Annotated in this window: 16 protein-coding genes and 1 tRNA gene; 9 read left to right on the forward strand and 8 right to left on the reverse strand. The window is 69.7% G+C overall.

Annotated features, from left to right (window positions below; translation table 11 throughout):
• Positions 1-63 precede the first annotated feature (63 nt).
• On the reverse strand, positions 64-1257 hold the full coding sequence (locus VET29_RS41325; RefSeq protein WP_414636740.1) for a S8 family peptidase: 1194 nt from the start codon (positions 1255-1257) through the stop codon (positions 64-66).
• A gap of 113 nt (positions 1258-1370) precedes the next feature.
• On the reverse strand, positions 1371-3023 hold the full coding sequence (locus VET29_RS41330) for an acyl-CoA synthetase (RefSeq protein WP_324932053.1): 1653 nt from the start codon (positions 3021-3023) through the stop codon (positions 1371-1373).
• Between the two features lie 359 nt (positions 3024-3382).
• On the opposite strand from VET29_RS41330, the gene VET29_RS41335 reads away from it, so the two are divergent.
• Positions 3383-5029 carry a bifunctional 3'-5' exonuclease/DNA polymerase gene (locus VET29_RS41335; RefSeq protein ID WP_324932055.1) on the forward strand — a complete coding sequence of 549 codons (1647 nt, stop codon included), beginning with the start codon at positions 3383-3385 and terminating at the stop codon, positions 5027-5029.
• Between the two features lie 65 nt (positions 5030-5094).
• On the opposite strand, the gene VET29_RS41340 is transcribed toward VET29_RS41335, so the two are convergent.
• The 4 genes from VET29_RS41340 to VET29_RS41355 all read right to left on the reverse strand — a co-directional run bounded on the left by VET29_RS41340 (position 5095) and on the right by VET29_RS41355 (position 9982).
• Positions 5095-6264 (reverse strand): lactate 2-monooxygenase, encoded by a 1170-nt coding sequence (locus VET29_RS41340; RefSeq protein WP_324932058.1) that lies wholly within the window; start codon positions 6262-6264, stop codon positions 5095-5097.
• Positions 6265-6325: 61 nt separating this feature from the next.
• Entirely contained in the window at positions 6326-7645 is a 1320-nt protein-coding gene (locus tag VET29_RS41345) for a hypothetical protein (protein WP_324932060.1), read from the reverse strand.
• A gap of 71 nt (positions 7646-7716) precedes the next feature.
• The gene (locus tag VET29_RS41350) at positions 7717-8739 is read right to left on the reverse strand and encodes a tetratricopeptide repeat protein (RefSeq protein WP_324932063.1); all 1023 of its coding nucleotides are present in this window, start codon (positions 8737-8739) and stop codon (positions 7717-7719) included.
• A 19-nt stretch (positions 8740-8758) separates the two neighbouring features.
• Positions 8759-9982 carry an NAD(P)/FAD-dependent oxidoreductase gene (locus tag VET29_RS41355; protein WP_324932066.1) on the reverse strand — a complete coding sequence of 408 codons (1224 nt, stop codon included), beginning with the start codon at positions 9980-9982 and terminating at the stop codon, positions 8759-8761.
• 106 nt (positions 9983-10088) lie between these two features.
• Here VET29_RS41355 and VET29_RS41360 point away from each other — a divergent pair, with 106 nt between their 5' ends.
• Complete coding sequence (locus VET29_RS41360; RefSeq protein WP_324932069.1) at positions 10089-10307, forward strand: hypothetical protein; 219 nt, start codon at positions 10089-10091, stop codon at positions 10305-10307.
• A gap of 3 nt (positions 10308-10310) precedes the next feature.
• On the opposite strand, the gene VET29_RS41365 is transcribed toward VET29_RS41360, so the two are convergent.
• Positions 10311-11789 (reverse strand): glutamate--cysteine ligase, encoded by a 1479-nt coding sequence (locus tag VET29_RS41365; protein WP_324932072.1) that lies wholly within the window; start codon positions 11787-11789, stop codon positions 10311-10313.
• A gap of 106 nt (positions 11790-11895) precedes the next feature.
• Here VET29_RS41365 and orn point away from each other — a divergent pair, with 106 nt between their 5' ends.
• The 7 genes from orn (at position 11896) to VET29_RS41400 (ending at position 17137) form a co-directional block, all read left to right on the forward strand.
• Positions 11896-12501, forward strand: coding sequence for an oligoribonuclease (gene orn / locus VET29_RS41370; RefSeq protein ID WP_324932074.1), 606 nt, complete (start codon positions 11896-11898; stop codon positions 12499-12501).
• Positions 12502-12565: 64 nt separating this feature from the next.
• Positions 12566-12641: transfer RNA gene (locus tag VET29_RS41375), tRNA-His, on the forward strand.
• Between the two features lie 186 nt (positions 12642-12827).
• Positions 12828-12989, forward strand: coding sequence for a hypothetical protein (locus tag VET29_RS41380; RefSeq protein WP_324932077.1), 162 nt, complete (start codon positions 12828-12830; stop codon positions 12987-12989).
• A gap of 116 nt (positions 12990-13105) precedes the next feature.
• A complete protein-coding gene (locus VET29_RS41385) occupies positions 13106-14977 on the forward strand; it encodes a tyrosine-type recombinase/integrase (RefSeq protein WP_324932079.1) in 1872 nt (623 codons plus the stop codon).
• A 64-nt stretch (positions 14978-15041) separates the two neighbouring features.
• A complete protein-coding gene (locus VET29_RS41390) occupies positions 15042-15281 on the forward strand; it encodes a hypothetical protein (protein ID WP_324932081.1) in 240 nt (79 codons plus the stop codon).
• Between the two features lie 20 nt (positions 15282-15301).
• Positions 15302-15943 carry a hypothetical protein gene (locus VET29_RS41395; protein ID WP_324932084.1) on the forward strand — a complete coding sequence of 214 codons (642 nt, stop codon included), beginning with the start codon at positions 15302-15304 and terminating at the stop codon, positions 15941-15943.
• A 168-nt stretch (positions 15944-16111) separates the two neighbouring features.
• The gene (locus tag VET29_RS41400) at positions 16112-17137 is read left to right on the forward strand and encodes a sialidase family protein (RefSeq protein ID WP_324932086.1); all 1026 of its coding nucleotides are present in this window, start codon (positions 16112-16114) and stop codon (positions 17135-17137) included.
• A 108-nt stretch (positions 17138-17245) separates the two neighbouring features.
• Here VET29_RS41400 and VET29_RS41405 read toward each other — a convergent pair.
• The coding region (locus VET29_RS41405) for a hypothetical protein (RefSeq protein ID WP_324932088.1) at positions 17246-17772 on the reverse strand (527 nt) is incomplete at its 5' end.

A 17772-nucleotide genomic window follows, 5' to 3' on the forward strand; every position in this document is an offset into this window, starting at 1 on the left:
TGGGGGTGACAGAACCATCGATGTCGATCTTGGTTGTGGATAACTCAGTGAGTTGTGGACAACTCAGGCACCCGTGTACAGAAGCTTGTTCGGGGTGCCCGCGGTGGCGTTGGTGATCTTGTCCGGGGTCGCGGCCGCGGTCAGGCCCGCCGCCACGTCAGCCGGGGTCGCGTCCGGGTGCGCCGACAGGTACAGCGCCGCGGCGCCGGTGACGTGCGGTGTCGCCATCGAGGTGCCGCTGATGGTGTTCGTGCCGCCGTCGTTCCAGGACGACGTGATGCCGACGCCCGGCGCGTACAGGTCGACGCCCGCGCCGAAGTTGGAGAACGACGCCTGGCCGTCCGCGTCGTCGGACGCGGCGACCGTGATCGCCTCGGCCACGCGGGCCGGCGAGAAGTTCGCCGCGTCGGCGGCCGAGTTGCCCGCCGCGACCGCGAAGGTCACACCGGACTCGACGGCGCCACGCACGGCGTCGTCGAGGGCGTCGTCCACGCCGCCGCCGAGGCTCATGTTGGCCACGGACGGTCCACTGTGGTTCTGCGCGACCCAGTCGATGCCCGCGACGACCTGCTCGGTCGTGCCGGAGCCCTGGTCGTCCAGCACCCGGACGGCGACGATGCCGACGCCCTTCGCCACGCCGTACTCGGCGCCGCCGATCGTGCCGGCGACGTGCGTGCCGTGGCCGTGACCGTCGGACGCGTCGTTGTCACCGTCGACCGCGTCGAAGCCGCTGGTGGCGCGGCCTTCGAAGGTCGGATGGTCGATCATGACGCCGGTGTCGACCACGTACGCGGTGACGCCGTCACCCTTGTCGGTGTAGTTGTAGGCGTTGTCCAGCGGGAGGTCGCGCTGGTCGATACGGTCCAGACCCCACGACGGCGGGTTGTCCTGGGTGTCGCTGATGGTGAACTTCTGGCTCTGCTCCACATAGGCCACCGTGTCGTCGGCCGCGAGTTTCTTGGCCTCCGCCTCGGTCGCGTGCATCGCGAAGCCATGCAGTGCGGCCGTGTAGGTGCGGCTGACGTCGGCGCCGTACTCGCTGGCGAGGCTGGTCGCCTCGGCCGAGACGGATGCCGTGCGTTCCGCACTGTCCCTGAGTACCACGATGTAGCTGCCGGCCACCGAGTTCTCGGTGCCGGCCAACCGGATCTGCCCTTCGGCCGCTTGCGCGGGCATGGCCACGACCGCGGTGGCGACGACCACCGCACCCGCGAGCCCCGCGCCGGCGATGAGCCTGCCCCGACCCGTGATTTTCATTCTTCAGCCCTTCCAGTCCCCGACTGACATGCGCGCCGCATGTCACCCATTAGTGTGATCACCTAGGAGTGGAAGGCACATCCGACTTTCGTCGGGAAATGTGTTAACCCGGATTAACCAAGTTTGTGCTTGAGCAACTTGCCGGTGGCATTGCGCGGCAGCTCGTCGACGAAGACGATGTCACGGGGCACCTTGAAGCGGGCGAGGTTGGCCCTGACGTGGGACCTGAGCTTCTCACCGTCCACAGTGGCGTCTGCATGAGTGACCACATAGGCCGCCAGTCGCTGACCGTATTCGTCATCGGGCACACCCACCACGGCGGCCTCGACCACGGCGGGGTGCTCGACGAGCAGGTTCTCGACCTCGCCGGGGAAGACGTTCTCCCCACCGGAGACGATCATGTCGTCGTCCCGCCCGTCGATGAAGAGCAGGCCGTCGTCGTCGAAATGCCCGAGGTCACCGCTGCAGAGGAGCCCGTCGATGACCTCCTTGTGGCGCCCGTCGGTGTACCCCTCGAAGGAGAGCATGCTGCCGACGAACACCCGCCCGACGACGTGCGGCGCGGTGATCCTGCGCCCGTCGTCGTCATACAAGGCAACCCGGCAGCCGACGGGCGCGCGTCCCACGGTGCCGGGAGCCCGCCGCCAGTCGTCGGGCGTGGCAACGGTGGCGACGGCGACCTCGGTGGACCCGTAGAGGTTGTGCACGACGTCGCCGAAGGCCTCGGTGGCACGGTTCCCCAGCTCAGGCTGCAGCGCCGATCCCGCGCAGAAAATGATCCGCAGCGACGAAGTGTCGTATTTGCCAAGTATTTCCGGCCCGAGATCGAGAATGCGCCGCAGCATCGTCGGCACGAGGACGAGCGCCGTGGCGGAATTGTCCTCAATGGACCGAACGGTGGCCTCCGGATCGAACTTCCGGCGCAGGACAACGGTGGACCCGAGGGCGAACGAGAGCAAGAACTGCGAGAGCCCGGTGCCATGGAAGAGGGGTGCGGCCATGACGGTGCACTCGCCCGTCCGCAGTGGGATGCGATCAAGGAACTGCGCCGCGGCGAGGGGCGACCGAACAGTCCGAGGCGCCCCCTTGGGCGTGCCGGTGGTGCCGCTGGTGAGCAGCACGAGCCCACCAGGCGATGGCGGATCGGGCAGTGCCCGGTCGTCAGCCCCGGCGATCAGCTCGTCAAGCGTCGGGACCCCGCCGGCATCGCGGTCGTCGCCGCTGCTGCTGCCGCTGCTGCCGCCGCTGCTGCCGTCGCCGTCGACCCAGGCAAGAAACCGAGGCAGGTCGTCGTCGAGCGCCCCGACCAGCCCGGTGAACTCCTGGTCGTAGACGACGGCGTCGATCTTCTCCCGCCGAGCGACGTCAACGAGCTGAGGTGTGGCAAACCCCGTGTTCATAAGCAGGATCCGAGCCCCGAGCTTCCCGGCGGCGACCATGGTGTCCACGGCCCCACGGTGGTCCCGGGCAAGCAGGGCGACAACGGACCCGACCCCGAGCCCACTGGCCGCAAACGCCCTGGCCAGGGCGTTGGAGCGAGCATCAAGCTGGTGGTAGGTGAGCGGCCCGATCTCGTCGACGAGCCCGACGGCCTGCCGATCCCGCCTGGCCGCGACCCGAGCCGCTCCGGCAATGGGCCCAAGCTTCCGCAGGACGAGCAGCGAGCGCAGGGACTGGTCAGGTCGCGTGATGGGCGCCAACCCGGCACGTCTGAGCACGTCAAGCCCACGAATAGCCGCGGGAACCTGCCCAAGCGCCCTCAACACGTCGCCGACCTCCTCGTCAAACCCTCCCCTGAACCTACTGGAGAGTTAACTACGGGTCCAGCGCACTCCAACCCACCTCACAGCTCCCCACTCCGTCGTCCAACTCCGGCTATTCCGCCCGCCTGCATTCAGTCGGCTCATCCCTGCCTACCGACACCCCCACACGACTTCATCCCATTGCCCTCCTCTCGACCCAAGCCCTTTCGCTTCAGCACTTCGCATCGACCCGGCGACCTCCCGTGACAAGTCTTCCCCACCAGGCCTCATGAATGCCAATTCGATCACCCGTTCGAGTGAAGTATCTTCGCAAAACCTTCCACTCGCACCGGACTGTCGGTGGGCCGGCGCAGAATCGTGGCATGCGTTTCACGGTCGTACCGGAAGTCGGTGGAGCCGGGCGGGTGCTCGGTCCCTCCGGCGTGCCCGAACGCGTCCCCGACCTGGCCGCCTGGATGGCCGGGCGGGACGCGCGATGGGTGGTGCCATCGGTCGAAGCGCTCTACCCCGACCTTCTGCGCGCCGGTGTGCGCCTCGACCGGTGCCACGACCTGGCGCTGACCGAGAACATCCTGCTGGCGTTCGAGGAGCGGCCAGGCCGACCACGCAACCTGGCCGCTGCGTGGGCCCGCATGCACGACCTGCCCGAGCCCGACGACCCTCGCCCAGTCACCAGAACCGAGCAACCGACGCTGTTCGAGACCGAACGGGACCCGGCCCCGGCCGGCACGGACATGCTGTCGGCCGCGGTCGCGGTGTACGACGACCAGCAGCGGCGCATCGCGGCGACCGCCAAACCGGACCGATTACGCCTGCTCGTGGCTGCCGAGTCCGCCGGGGCGCTCGCCGCCGCGGAGATGACGCACCACGGGCTGCCGTGGCGGGCGGACGTGCACACCGCCCTCCTCACGGAGTTACTTGGGCCGAAGCCACCTGCGGGCGCCCGCCCGAAGGTGCTCGCCGAGCTTGCCGAGGAGATCACCGCCGCGTTCGGGCTGGTCGGCGCACCCGAGTCGCGGCAGGTCAACCCGGACAACCCGGCGAGCGTCGTGCGGGCGTTCGCGCGGGCGGGCATCGAGGTGCCGTCGAGCCGGGCACACGTGCTGAAGGAGGTCCACCACCCGGCGGTGGCACCCCTCCTCCGGTACAAGGAGCTGGCGCGGCTGTGGGTGGCACATGGCTGGTCCTGGCTGGACTCCTGGGTGGCACACGGCCGGTTCCGCCCGGAGTACGTGGTCGGCGGCGTGGTGTCCGGCCGCTGGGCGACGCGTGGCGGCGCGGCGCTCCAACTGCCGAAACAGTTACGCACGGCCGTGCGTGCGGACGAGGGTTGGGCGCTCGTGGTGGCCGACGCCGCCCAGCTCGAGCCGCGCGTGCTGGCCGCGCTCGCCGGTGACCGCAAGCTGGCCGACGTGTCCAGGGGCGTCGACCTGTACGCGGGCCTGGCGTCCGAGGCGTTCGACGGCGACCGAGGACACGCGAAGATCGGCATGCTGTCGGCCATGTACGGCGGTACCAGCGGTGGCGCCGGCCCGCTGCTGGCAAAGCTGCGAAAGCGGTTCCCGCAGGCCGTCGAGTACGTGGAGGCGACGGCCCGCGCGGGTGAGGAAGGTCAGGTGGTCCGATCCCGCCTGGGCCGCACCTCACCGCCGCCGTCGGAGAAGTGGCGCGCCCTGATGGGTAGCCCAGACGCGGACGAACGCCGCTCCCGCCAGGCGGCGCGCGACTGGGGTCGCTTCACCCGGAACTTCGTGGTGCAGGCGAGCGCCGCCGACTGGGCACTGACGCTGCTGGCCACGCTGCGTCAGCGCCTGGCCGGCACGGAAGCACAACTGGTCTTCTTCCAACATGACGAGGTGATGGTCCACTGCCCAAACGACACAACCGAATACGCCGCCGACGCGATGCGCGCCGCCGCGACCGAGGCATCCCGTCTGGTCTTCGGCGACACTCCGGTCCACTTCCCTTTGGAAGCAGTGATAGTCGACTGCTACGCCGACGCGAAGTGACGTACGGTCGACACGGTTTCCTTACCCTGCCAAAGGTTACGCCGACGCGGTGGTGCGTGGGCCAGTCACGACGTGACCCGGCGCAGGGTTTCCGGAGACAGGTCGGCCGGGGTGCGGTTGCCTGACAGACCGAGTGTGAGGTCGAGGTCGGCGAGGATGCCGCGGACGACGTGGCGGACACCGTCCTCTCCGGACAGCCCGAGACCGTAGACGTATGGGCGACCCAGCAGAACCGCCTTGGCGCCGAGGGCCAGTGCCTTGACGACGTCGGCACCGGTGCGGACGCCGGAGTCGAACAGTACGTCCAGGCGGTCGCCGACAGCCGCGGTGATCTCCGGGAGCATGTCGAGCGCGGCGACGGCGCCGTCGACCTGACGGCCGCCGTGGTTGGAGACGATGATGCCGTCCATGCCGACATCGGTGGCGCGCCGGGCGTCGTCGATGTGCTGGATGCCCTTGAGCACGATCGGGCCGTCCCAGTGTTCGCGGAGGAACGGCAGCTGGTCCCAACGCCGGTCGGTGCCGGTGAACATCGGGATCCACTGGAGGATGGCCGCGGTCGGGTCCTCTTCCGGCGACTTCGCCAGCAGCGCGCGGAACGCCGGGTCGGAGAACGGGATCGCGTTGCCGATGCCGCGGATGAACGGCAGGTACGCCTGGTCAAGATCGTTGGGCCGCCAGGCGAGTGTCCACGTGTCCAGCGTGACGACGAGCGTCGAGAAGCCGGAGGCCTTCGCGCGCTGGAGGATGCTGATCGTGACGTCGTTGTCGTTGGGCCAGTACAGCTGGTACCAACGCGACCCGCCCCCGCTCGCCTCGGCGACCTCCTCGATGGTGTGCGACGACGCCGTCGAGAGCACCATGGTCACCCCGAGCGCGGCGGCGGCCCGGGCGGTGGCCAGCTCACCGTCCGGATGCACGATCGACTGCACACCGACCGGCCCGAGCAGGACCGGCGCCGGCATCTCCTGCCCGACGACGGTGACCCCGAGATCCCGGCTGGTGGCGTCGGTCAACATCCGCGGCATGATCCGCCACCGGCCGAACGCCTCCCGGTTGGCGGCGACCGTCGCCCCGGACCCGGCGCCACCGGCCACGTAGCCGAACGGCCCGGACTCGAACTTCTCCCGTGCGAGCGCCTCGAGCCGCGTCGGATCCGTGGTGAACGGCGGCAACTGGTCGCCGAGCCCTTGAAGGTAGATCTCGTTCTGGTACCCGCCGAACTGCACAGCCACGCCGCTGCTCCTAGGTCGTGATCGCTAACCCCGGCCCATTCAACAACACGCGGGCCGCTGACTACCGCCCCTGGGGCCCGAACTCGGGCGGCAGGCCCTGCGGCTCGTGGGGGTTGGGCAACCCGGCCTGCGGCCGGGGTCCTTGCCCCGGCACCGCATCGCGCGACGCGAACCAACCGCCGGACTGCGCGCCGGGCCCACCGGACGGACCGGCGCCGCCGGAGTAGCTGCCCGGCGCCCCGAACGCATTCGGTGGTGGGAAGCCGCCGGCGGGTGGGGCGCCGGGCGGTTGAGTGCCGGCGCCGGGCGGCTGGTTGCCTCGGAACTGCGTCGCTGGCGGAGTGTTGGGGGTGATGGCTGGTGACGCGAAGCCGTCCGGAGGGCTCGACGGTTCGCTGAACCAGCCCCCGGGCTGCTGACCTCCCGGGAGGCCGGCCTGTGGGCCGAACCCACCGGCGGCCGGACCGCCGTAACCGCCGGGCTGAGGACGGCCTGGCATGTCGGAAGATGGCCCGAACCCGCGCATGGGCTGGCCACCGAAACCATCGGCCTGGGAACCATCCCGCGTCTCGACCGGCGGTCCGAAGCCGCCGGACCGACCATCGAAACCACCGGGCTGGAAGGAGTCCGACGCCCCAGCCGGTGGGCCGTAACCGCTGGCGGCCGGGCCGTTGGCCCGAGGGCGGCCCAACGCTTCGGTGGGTGAGCCGAAACCGCCGCTCGGGGCGGGAACGCCGTCAGGCTGGCCGACTGGCGCACCGCCGTAGCCGGCGGGCTGCGGTGGGCCGAATCCACCGGCCGCCGAGGCACCGAACCCGCCGGCGTGTCCCCCTTCCGACACGTCGGCAGGGGGACCGAAACCACCGGCGGCGGGGGGACCGGAACCACCGGCCGCCGGGGTGCCGAAACCGTTGGCACGAGGGCGGCCCAGTGCTTCCGTGGGTGAGCCGAAACCGCCGGTCGGGGCCGGAAACCCGCCGGGCGGGCTGGATGGTGCGCCGTAGCCGCCGGGTTGGCGACCGAAACCATCACCGGGCAGGCCGAAACCGCCGGCGGGGCCGATCGGCATGGGGGCGCCGTTGTAGGTCGGGCCGCCGCGAACAGGGCCGCCGAAGGTTGGGGGGCCGTAGTCGTCCGGGGCGTTGAAGGTGGCCGGCCGTGGGGCCTCCGGCGGTGGCAGTGTGCTCGGGTCGACGGCGCTCTTGTCCTTGTTGACCAGCGTCCCGATCAGGAGCAGTACGACCCCCGCCCCGCCGATGATCAGGCCCAGGGCCGGCTGCATCGGCTCGGACCACATCAGTAGGCGGAACTGGAAGTCGGTGAAGTGCAACAACGCCGAGCCGAAGCCGAACATGCACAGAAGGGCACCCAAGCCAGCCACGATCGGTCCCTTCGTCGGGGAGCAGGCCTGTCTTCACGGACGCGGCGGCATCCCACGAGGTTCCGTCGGGCTCAGCGCTTCCACATCCTTCGCAGGCCCAACCACGTGACCGCCAGCGACACCAGAGCGCACCCTAGCCCCACCGCCAACAACACCCGCACCGGCGCGTCCAGTGCCGCCGTCGCCGTCCACGACAGCAACGCCACCGCCGACGCCGACGCCGCGACGCCGGCGGCCACCGCCATCGGCAGCTTGGCGTACAGGACCGAAAGCGACATCCGGGAGCCGTCCGGCAGACCGACCCAGGCCCGCCATGCCAGGACGGCCACCAGCAGGACCAGTGCCATCCCCAACAGCGCCAGGCGGGGCGGCGGTGACGTCACCAGCAGCACCAGCGTGCCACCGGCCAGCCAGCGGGTCGGGCGCCTGACCGCCAAGTACCAGGCCACGCGATGTTGTCGCTCGAACTTCGGCGTCACCCCGCGGGTGCGGACCGGCCGCCTCCGCCGGCGTGGGTCGTCGCCCGGTCGGTTGACCACCCGCTCCAGCTTCGCCGCCACGTCCTGGTTCGTCGGGTCCAGGCGGGCCGCGTCGCGGTAGCCGTTCTCGGCCAGCATCCAGTCGTGCGCCAGCATCGCCGCGTCGCCCAGGACCTCGTGGGCGCGGGCTTCCTCCGGCGCTCTGTCAACTGCCGCGCGGGCCGCCATGATCGCCTGCTCCGGCTGGTCGCGGGCCAGTGCCTCGGACAGGGCCACCAGCGAGCGCCAGTCGTCGGGGGCCCGCCGCACGGCCTCGGCCGCCGTGACGACCGCCTCGTCGTACCGCCCCAGCTCCACCAGGGCGAGGCTCGCGAGGCGGTGCGCCCACGCCGGGCCACCCAACGCCATGGCGCGTTTCGCCGCGTCCAGCGACTCGCTGGCCTCGCCGACGTCCAGGTAGGCGGCCGACAGCCGGCACCACACGACCGGATGATCCGGGTCAACCCGCAGCGCCGACTCGAGCACGGCGATCGCGGCGTGCGGCCTGCCCTCGTTGGACAGCCGCGCCGCCTTCACCAGCACAGTGTCGATCGAACCGTCAGTTGCCTCGGTCATCCGGCGTTTGCCTCCGGGCCTACCCCATCAGGCTCGCCAGATCCGCGTCAACCAGCTTCGCCGGCTCGACGCGGGCCTGCTTGTCCACCAGGGCGCCCAAGGTGTCGCCGTCGTCCCACATGTTGACGTTCATCGCGGCCTGCAGGGCGCCGTCGCGGACCCAGAAGGCGATGAACTCCCTGGTGCCCAGGTCGCCGCGGACCACCAGCTCGTCGCTGAACGGGTCGGTCAGGCCGCGGAACTCCATCCCCAGGTCGTACTGGTCGGAGAAGAAGTACGGGCTCGCCGTGAACGGCTCGCTCGCGCCCAGCAGGTTCTGCGCCACGTGCGCGCCCTGGTCCTTCGCGTTCGCCCAGTGCTCGACGCGGATGCGCCGCCCGAACCTCGGGTGCGCGTGCGCGGCGATGTCCCCGATCGCGAACACGTCCGGCGCGGACGTCGCCAGTGTCGCGTCGACCTGGACGCCGCCGTCGTCGGACAGTGCCAGCCCGGCCTCCTGCGCCAGCTCGGTGCGCGGGTACGCCCCGACCGCCACCAACACCAGGTCCGCGGGCAGCACGCTGTCGTCCTCCAGCCGCACACCCGTGGCCCGGCCGTTCTCGCCGACGTACTCCGCGATGCCGGTGTCCAGCCGGAACGTGACGCCCTGGTCCTCGTGCATGGACCGGAACACCCCGGCGACCGTGTCGCCGACCACGCGGTGCAGCGGCTGCGGCAGCACGTCGACCACGGTCACGTTCGCGCCGTGCTTGCGGGCGGCGGCCGCGACCTCGCAGCCGATCCAGCCCGCGCCGATGATCACGACGTCGCGGCCCTCGGTCAGCTCCCGGCGCAGCGCGCGGGCCTCGTCGAGGCGGCGCAGGCGCAGCACGTTGTCGAGGTCGTGGCCCGGCAGCCGCAGCCGCCGCGGCGTCGAGCCGGTGGCCAGCACCAGCCGGTCCCACGACTCCCTCTTGCCGTCGACGTCGACCGTGTGGTCGCCGATGCTCACCCCGCTCACCCGGGTGCCAAGCCGCAGGTCGATGTTCTTCTCGGCGTAGAACGACTCCTCGTGCACCCAGTCCGGGTCGTCGGTGTCGCCGAGCAGGATGCCCTTGGACAGCGCGGGCAGCTCATAGGGGCGGTGTCGCTGCTCTCCGACAAGCAGCAGGTCGCCGTCGTAGCCCTGCTCGCGCAGCGCACCGGCGGCCGAGGCACCCGCGAGTCCGGTGCCCACGATCACGATGCGGCGCGGATCAACCATGGTGGGTCATGCCTTCCTTCAGATGGACAACACGCGTCACGACTACGTCGTCGCGACGTCTGACTGTTAAACGACAATCACGCGTGGGCGGATCAACTGCCGGAGGATGAGCAATGTGACCAGCCACAAAGAATGGTCGATCACGTGTCGTGACGTGGCAGGCCGCCGCCGTGACCTCACGGTCTTCGTCCGGCAGGGGCGGGTCGTGCTGGTCGCCCCGCCCGGCGAGACGGCCGTGCTCAACCCGCTCGACGTGGGCCGCCTCCGCGCCGTGCTGCGCGACGCTGTGGTGGACGCGTCCCAGGCCGAGGCGCGGGAGAACTGACACCTACGCTCCCGACCAGGTATGCACCGGTTCGTTCGTGTGCATGTGCGAGGCATAGCGGCGGGTCATCTCGCGCAGGGCCTGCTCTCGTGACACGGAACGCGACTCCTCCAGTGAGCGGACGGTGTCCACCTGCCAGGTTGCCCCATTCCGACCGGAGATGCAGCGCTTCTCGATGACGCCCAGCAGCCGCTCACGCTGATCCTGGGCCACCCCCCACGCCTCGAGGCCCGCGTGCGCGAGCGGCAGCAGCCGGCGCAGCACCAGCTCGGTGACCGGCACGTCGCCGATGCCCGGCCAGTACACCCGAGCGCCGATGCCGCCCTTCGCCGCGTTGTGAAAGTTCTCCTCGGCGGCCGAGAAGCTCATCTGTGTCCACAACGGACGCTCCTGGTCGGCGAGCGCGCGGACCAGCCCGAAGTACAGCGCCGCGTTGGCCATCACGTCGACGCAGGTCGGCCCGGCGGGCAGCACCCGGTTCTCCACCCGCAGGTGCGGCCGGTCCTCGACCACGTCGTAGATCGGCCGGTTCCAGCGGTAGATCGTGCCGTTGTGCAGGCGTAGCTCGGACAGCTGGGGCGTGCCGCCCGCCTCGAGCACCGCCGCCGGGTCCTCGTCGTCGCACAGCGGCAGCAGCGCCGAGTAGTACCGGACGTTCTCCTCGAACAGGTCGAAGATCGAGGTGATCCACCGGTCGCCGAACCACACCCGCGGGCGCACGCCCTGCGCCTTCAGCTCGTCCGGCCGGGTGTCGGTCGACTGCTCGAACAACGCGATCCGGCTCTCCGCCCACAGCTGCTTGCCGAACAGGTACGGCGAGTTGGCGCCGAGCGCGACCTGCACGCCGGCGACGACCTGCGACGCGTTCCAGAAGTCCGCGAACCGCTCCGGCGCCACCTGCAGGTGGTACTGGACGCTGGTGCACGCCGACTCCGGCGCGATCGTGTCGGCCTGCGCGACCAGGCGTTCCTCGCCCGAGATGCTGATCTCCAGGTCCTCGCCGCGGGCCGCGAGGACCTGCTCGTTGAGCAGCTTGTACCGCTGGTTGGTCGACAGTGTCTCCACGTTCATGTGCTCATGCCGCAGCGTCGGCAGGATGCCGATCATCATGATGTCCGTGTCGACCGTGTTGGCCTTCGTCTCCGCCGCGTTCAGCGACGCGCGCAGGCTGTCCTCGAAGCGGGCCAGCCCGTCCGGGCTCAGCTCGTTCGGGGCCAGATTGATCTCGATGTTGAACTGGCCGAGCTCGGTCTGGAAGTCCGGGTCCGCGATGGCGGCCAGCACGTCCTCGTTCTTCATCGCCGGGTCGCCGGCGGCGTCGACCAGGTTCAGCTCGACCTCGAGCCCCGACATGGGCCGCTCGGTGTCGAACGCGGACTGCTTGAGCATCTGCGCGAACACGTCCAGGTCCAGCCGGACCTTCTCGCGAAACCGTTGCCGGTCGGCGCGGGTGAACTCGGTCCGCTCGACATCCTTGCCCATCCGCATCGCCTCACTAGGTGAAAGCCGGTCCTGGGAAGCCTCGCGCCAAGCCTTTACCCCCGCAAGCTGCGAGATCAAACCAGCCTACCGGGCTAAGCTCCGTGGCGTGACGGACAGTTTGGTGTGGATCGACTGCGAGATGACCGGCCTCGACCTGAGCAAGGACGCGCTGGTCGAGATCGCCGTGCTGGTCACCGACTCAGAGCTCAACATCCTCGACGAAGGCGTCGACATCGTGATCCACGCCGACGACGCCGTGCTCGACACCATGCCCGACATCGTGCGCGAGATGCACGCCAGCTCGGGCCTGACGCCGCTGGTGCAGGCCTCGACCGTCGAGCTCGCCGACGCCGAGGCGCGGGTGCTCGACTACGTGCGTTCCCACATCCCGGACGCCAGGACGGCCCCCCTGTGCGGCAACTCCATCGCCACCGACCGGGGGTTCATCGCCCGCGACATGCCCCTGCTCGACGCCCACCTGCACTACCGGATGATCGACGTGTCGTCGATCAAGGAGCTGTGCCGGCGCTGGTACCCGCGGATCTACTACGCGCAGCCGGACAAGGGCCTCACCCACCGGGCGCTGGCGGACATCAAGGAGTCCATCCGCGAGCTGCGCTACTACCGGGGGACGGCGTTCGTGCCTCAGCCCGGGCCCACGAGCGACCAGGCGAAAGCCGTGGCAGAGGCCCTGCTGACGGCCGAAAGCTAACCGTTTGCATGCCACGCGGGCAGGCACGTTACGATGTGTCTCGTCGCTCTTCGGAGCGGCAATGGTGGGTGTAGCTCAGCTGGTAGAGCACCTGGTTGTGGTCCAGGATGTCGCGGGTTCAAGTCCCGTCACTCACCCCAGTAAAACCGCAGGTCAGAGGGGGTGCGGAGCACCCCGCATCCCCACAGACCCCCTCTCGCATCCCCATGAGCGCGGTAGCGTGGTGCGCGAAGCACCCGCCATCACGCACGAAGGGGTCAGCGATGACCACGCCACCTCCCCACGCAGCTCGACGCCCGCGCGACTGGAACGACGTCTATAGGCCTGTGCCCGACTCCGACGAGCCCGGCGCGATGCTCGACGACCTGTGCCGGATCGCCGACGCACGAGCCCGCCGCATCGGCCGGCCGCCGACCTCGGCCCGCGTCATCGTGATCACCGACGAGTCGACAGCGGTCCTCGAGACCGCGCCCAGCGCCACTCGCTGACCTTCTCCCCCACTGCCTGAAATTCCACGAGGGACACGTCTGCCCTCACCTCTTGCGACAGACGCCGCAACCCTGTCGAACTAACCCGCAAGGTGTCCACCACCGGAGCGCAACCCATGGCAAGCATCGAGCGCCGCAAGCGCACTGACGGCACGATCGGCTACCGCGTCGTCTGGTTCCTGGACCACCGGCTGCCGTCCGGCAAGTTCGCGAAGGACTACCTCACCTTCGACGACGAGACCGAAGCCGAGAAGTTCAAGGCCATCCTGGAAGCCGCGGGCAACAACGTCCAGGACGCCGTTGCCGCGTACAACGCCGTCGAGAATCGCGAACTCACCGTCGCGCAAATGCTCGACGAGCACATAAAGCTGCTGACCGGCATTGAGGAACGCACCCGCCGCGACTACAACAACATGGCCGCCTATCACCTGGTGCCGCTGATCGGCAGCCTGTCGGCGACCGCCATCGAACGCGACCGCATCCGCGCCTGGGTGAACAAGGTCTCGTGCCCCGACCCGACGCGGGCCGGGGGCATGCTCACCCAAGCGCGCAAGGACGCCGAGCTGTCCCGTGAACAGCTCGCCGAGAGGCTGGGCTGGCCGGTCAAGAAGGTCACCGGCTACGAAACCGGCAAGGCCCCGCTGGTTCCGGACGACCTCGCGGAGGTCTTCGTAGCGCTGCGGGTGCTGCGCGTGCGTCGCCAGCTGATCAACACCGTGGCGTTCGGCATGGGGGCCAAGACCCTGCGCAACGTGCACGCCCTGCTCTCGGCGGCGTTCACGTGGGCCATCGACAACAAGAAGGTGGCGCGCAGCGACAACCCGGCGAAGAACATCCGGCTCCCGAAGTACACCCCGGCCGAGATGACGTTCCTGACCCCGGCGGAATTCGGACTGTTCGTGTCCTATTTCGGCGAGCCGTACCAGCTGATGGTGCGGGTTCTCGCCGGAACCGGGATGCGGTGGGGCGAGCTGATCGCGCTGCAAGTCGGCGACGTCGCGCTGGACGTCGAACACCCGTACGTGAACATCGACAAGGCAGTGAAACGCGCCGAGAGCGGCCACTACATCGGCTCGCCGAAGTCTGCGCGGTCGGTGCGCCTGGTGTCGTTGCCTCGATCGCTAGTCGAGCCGCTGCGCGTGCTGATCGGCGACCGCGACGAGGACGACTGGCTGTTCCGCGGCCCGCGCGGTGGCCGGGTCCACTACAGCAACTTCTACAGCCACCAGTGGGTGCCTGCCGTCAAGGCCGTCACCGCCACCCGCACCCCGGACGGGGAGAAGGTGCCGCGCGAACGGCGGATCACGAAGAAGCGCATCCGCATCCACGACCTGCGCCACACACACGCCTCGTGGCTGATCGCCCGCAAGGTCGACCTGGCCACTGTGCAGCGTCGCCTTGGGCACGAGTCGATCACCACGACTGTGGACCGGTACGGCCACCTGGACCCGAGCCAGCTGCAAGCCGCGGCCCGCGCCGCCGACGCCGCGCTAGCGACTGCGGGCGCGCCGGTCGACCCGCTACCCGACGTGCTGGCGACGGTCGTCGACCTCGACACGGTGCGGCTCGCCCGCGCGAACGCAGACGTCGACCCGTTCAGCGAGCACGACGAGCCCGGCGCGTCGGTGCCAGCGCCACGACCGGCCGCCGTGCCGGTGCTCGCTGAGCTGCCCGAGGAGCTGGCGCGCGTCGTCCTCGGCGACGAGTTGCGCCGGGTGCGCAAGCAGGCCGGGATCACGCAGGCCGACCTGATCACGCGCCTGCCGTTCGATCTGCACGTCGCGACGCTGCGCGGCTACGAGGGCGGCCGGGTGGCACTGACGGTGACCCGGTTCATGCAACTCTGCCTGGCGATGGGCTCGCCGGTCGCGCCGGTGATGGAGCGGGTCATGCAGCGCTTGGCCGCGGACACGCTGCCGCCCACCTCAGCCCTGGACGAAGAGCGGGAGTACACGGTCGACTTTGACGCAGTCGCCGACGCAGGGTGATCGAAGCTGGTCACGTGGGTTGCCGGTATCCTCACCGGCACCCCACGTGACTGAAGGACTGCCCGTGAGCGAAACGCCCGCCGAGACGCCGACCGACAACGAGCGCCACGAGGAGGGCGTCAAGGCCGCTGCGCTGGCGATGCTGGCCGACGACTTCGAGCGCAACCAGGCGAGCAGCGACGACTGGGACGACCTGGCCCGCGAAGCGCAGGCTACGTACCTCGCGAAGGCCCGCAAGGTGGTCAACGCCTACCGGTCCGTGATACCCGGTAACATCCGCGCGGTTGTCCCACACACTACATAACTTGTAGAGTGTGAAACACTATGACCACCAACCCCCGCCGACGTGCCCGGACCGCGACTACGCGCGATGGCCGGCCGCTCACTGCCGCGGAGATCGCGGAGGAGCGCGAACGCGTTGTCGGCGAGCTAGTGCGGCTCGCTGAGGAGCGCCGCAAGAACCGGGTGGCGCACAAGAAGAACACTGACAAGTTCGGGCCCAAGGTCAAGCTCGCGGCTGAGTACGGCTGGAAGTACGCCGAGCAGTCCGAGCACTACGACCTGGCCCGCGGGGTGTTCAACCGGCACGGCGGCGTTGTTGAAGTCGGGTCCAAGCGGCCCCGTGGTGATGCGCTCGAACGGCTCAAGGTAGTCATCGGCGAGATAGTCGACGAGCGGTTCCGGCTCGACCGTGAGTACAAGCAGGCAGCTGAGACCATGGCTGAACTCGTCGAGCGCGCCTACAACGAACTCGGCGTGAACCTGCGCCAGCTCGAACTGAACTGCAAGGTGCCCCGGTCCACTCTCTACTCCTGGCTCGGGCTCGCGCACAGTAACCCCCGGCTCGGCACGGACGGCAAGCCCACGCGCAGCGTGAACAAGCCCATCGAGCCGTCCGGCCCACGCAAGGGCATCCCGTGGCAGGCCCGCGAAGGCCAGCAGGCGAGCAGCGCCGCTGCCGAGTAGGCACCCGAAGGGGCGACCTCGAGCTACCGCAGGTGCTCGACGTCGCCCCTTCGTCGCGTCACCAGAAGGTGCCTTGCCACAGCACGCAACGAAGAGACGTGTGACCGGACTGTACGAACAGGCACCGACTTCCCCGATCGGAGTCGGTCTGCTTGGGACACTTAGGGTGTGACGCAACCAGACCCTGTCGTGTGCCCGAACTACCTGCCTGGCGCGTTCGAGCCGATGCCGCTCGGCGACGACTACAGCGCCTTCCCCACTGTCGTCGAGATCCCGGCCGGGCTGCGCGCAGTGTGGTGGCAGGGCAACGACCACCTGTCCTACGGCACGTCCCGTTTGTTCACCACGACCAGCAGTGACAGCGGCGCGAGCTGGACCGCGCCGGAGTTTCTGCGGTGGAGCATAGGCGTACGCGACCCGAACGTGTCGCGCCAGGCCGACGACCGGCACTGGCTGACCTACTTCACCGGCTTCCAGTCCCTGCCTGCTCTTGGGGCCTACGCGCGCCTCTCGCGCGACGGCGGCGCAACGTGGGGCACGCCGCGCAGGGTCGACCCACGGTTGCCCTACGCGGCCGTCTCAGCACCGATCCGCGCCGAAGGTCCCGGCGGGCGCGACACACTGTGGCTGCCGTTCTACGGCCGCGAACGCGACGACGCCACCGGCGACCTCGAGGAGTTCGACTCCGCGTACATCGCGCGCTCGGTCGACGGCGGCGCGAACTGGACGTCGACCCGGATCGCGGACGGCGCGGCCGACGAGCGCAGCTACGCGGAACCGTGGCTCGTGCTCGACGAGAACCAGCCGGGCCGCATGCTCGTCTTCCACCGGCACGGGGCGTGGCAGTCGATCGGGCTCACCGAGTCGACCGATGGCGGGCAGTCCTGGAGCGCGCCGCGTGAGCTGTTCCCTGGCACTGGTCGGCCGACCGCGCTCGCGACGTCGACCGGCCAGCTGGTCGTCGTCTACCGCGACGCTACGACGCGCGACGCGGTGTACGCGGTGTCGACTGACGACGGGGCAACGTGGAACGCGGGACAACTGCTGATGGAGAACCACAACAGCACCCAGCTCGGGATGGTGTACGCGGCGATGGTCGAGACCGCGCCGGGCGAGGTCTACACGCTCGTGTCGATGGAGGACAACGGGGTGAACGCGCGCCTGTGGCACGGGCACCTCGTGTGCGCCGGGTAGGCGGTGCGGTGAAACGGGAAACGCCCGGCAGGCACTAGGCCCGCCGGGCGTTGCTCTCCCCGCCTCCGGTTCACCGAGCCAGGCTCAGCGACTCGCAGCGCAAGCAGGCTAGCACGTGCGGCCGATGCCACTGTCCATGTGGGACGGCCACGCCGACAGGAACACCTGCAACGCGCCGAACGCCAGCAGGTTGACCGGATTGGACTCGAACGCGGGCATGTGCGCCTGCACCACTGCCTGGGCGATGATGTGCGACCCCGGTGGCACTACGAACTCGCGCGACGCCGCGCCCGGCGCCTCTTGGTATTGCGCGGTGCCTTGCGGCAGACCAGTCGCCCAGTTCGACGTCCAGAACATCTCGGGCGTGCGGGCCCCGTCGAACGGCGCGTCGACCGTGTCGATCCCCGCGTCGATGAACGTGCGCACCTCCCACCGGTTCCCCGGCCCGACGAGGATGCGCACGTACGGGATCTCGGCGCGTACCACCACGCGGTGCGTGCGGCACGTGTCGTTGCGCCAGAACAGCGAGCCGGCGCGCAGCTGGAACCACTCCTCGGGGTCACCGAAGATCCGCACGAACGAGTTGCTGTACGGCTCGGCGGTCACGCACGCGCGGTACATGCCGACCGCCTGCC

The organism is Actinophytocola sp. (assembly GCF_035634895.1).
Lineage (GTDB): Bacteria > Actinomycetota > Actinomycetes > Mycobacteriales > Pseudonocardiaceae > Actinophytocola.

Excerpts from the sequence above, each read along its gene's own strand:
- VET29_RS41365 (WP_324932072.1), bottom strand. The coding sequence starts at position 11,789 with ATGGGCAAGGATGTCGAGCGGACCGAGTTCACCCGCGCCGACCGGCAA.
- VET29_RS41395 (WP_324932084.1), top strand. The coding sequence starts at position 15,302 with ATGACCACCAACCCCCGCCGACGTGCCCGGACCGCGACTACGCGCGAT.
- VET29_RS41350 (WP_324932063.1), bottom strand. The coding sequence starts at position 8,739 with ATGACCGAGGCAACTGACGGTTCGATCGACACTGTGCTGGTGAAGGCG.
- VET29_RS41335 (WP_324932055.1), top strand. The coding sequence starts at position 3,383 with ATGCGTTTCACGGTCGTACCGGAAGTCGGTGGAGCCGGGCGGGTGCTC.
- VET29_RS41385 (WP_324932079.1), top strand. The coding sequence starts at position 13,106 with ATGGCAAGCATCGAGCGCCGCAAGCGCACTGACGGCACGATCGGCTAC.
- VET29_RS41355 (WP_324932066.1), bottom strand. The coding sequence starts at position 9,982 with ATGGTTGATCCGCGCCGCATCGTGATCGTGGGCACCGGACTCGCGGGT.
- VET29_RS41360 (WP_324932069.1), top strand. The coding sequence starts at position 10,089 with ATGAGCAATGTGACCAGCCACAAAGAATGGTCGATCACGTGTCGTGAC.
- VET29_RS41325 (WP_414636740.1), bottom strand. The coding sequence starts at position 1,257 with ATGAAAATCACGGGTCGGGGCAGGCTCATCGCCGGCGCGGGGCTCGCG.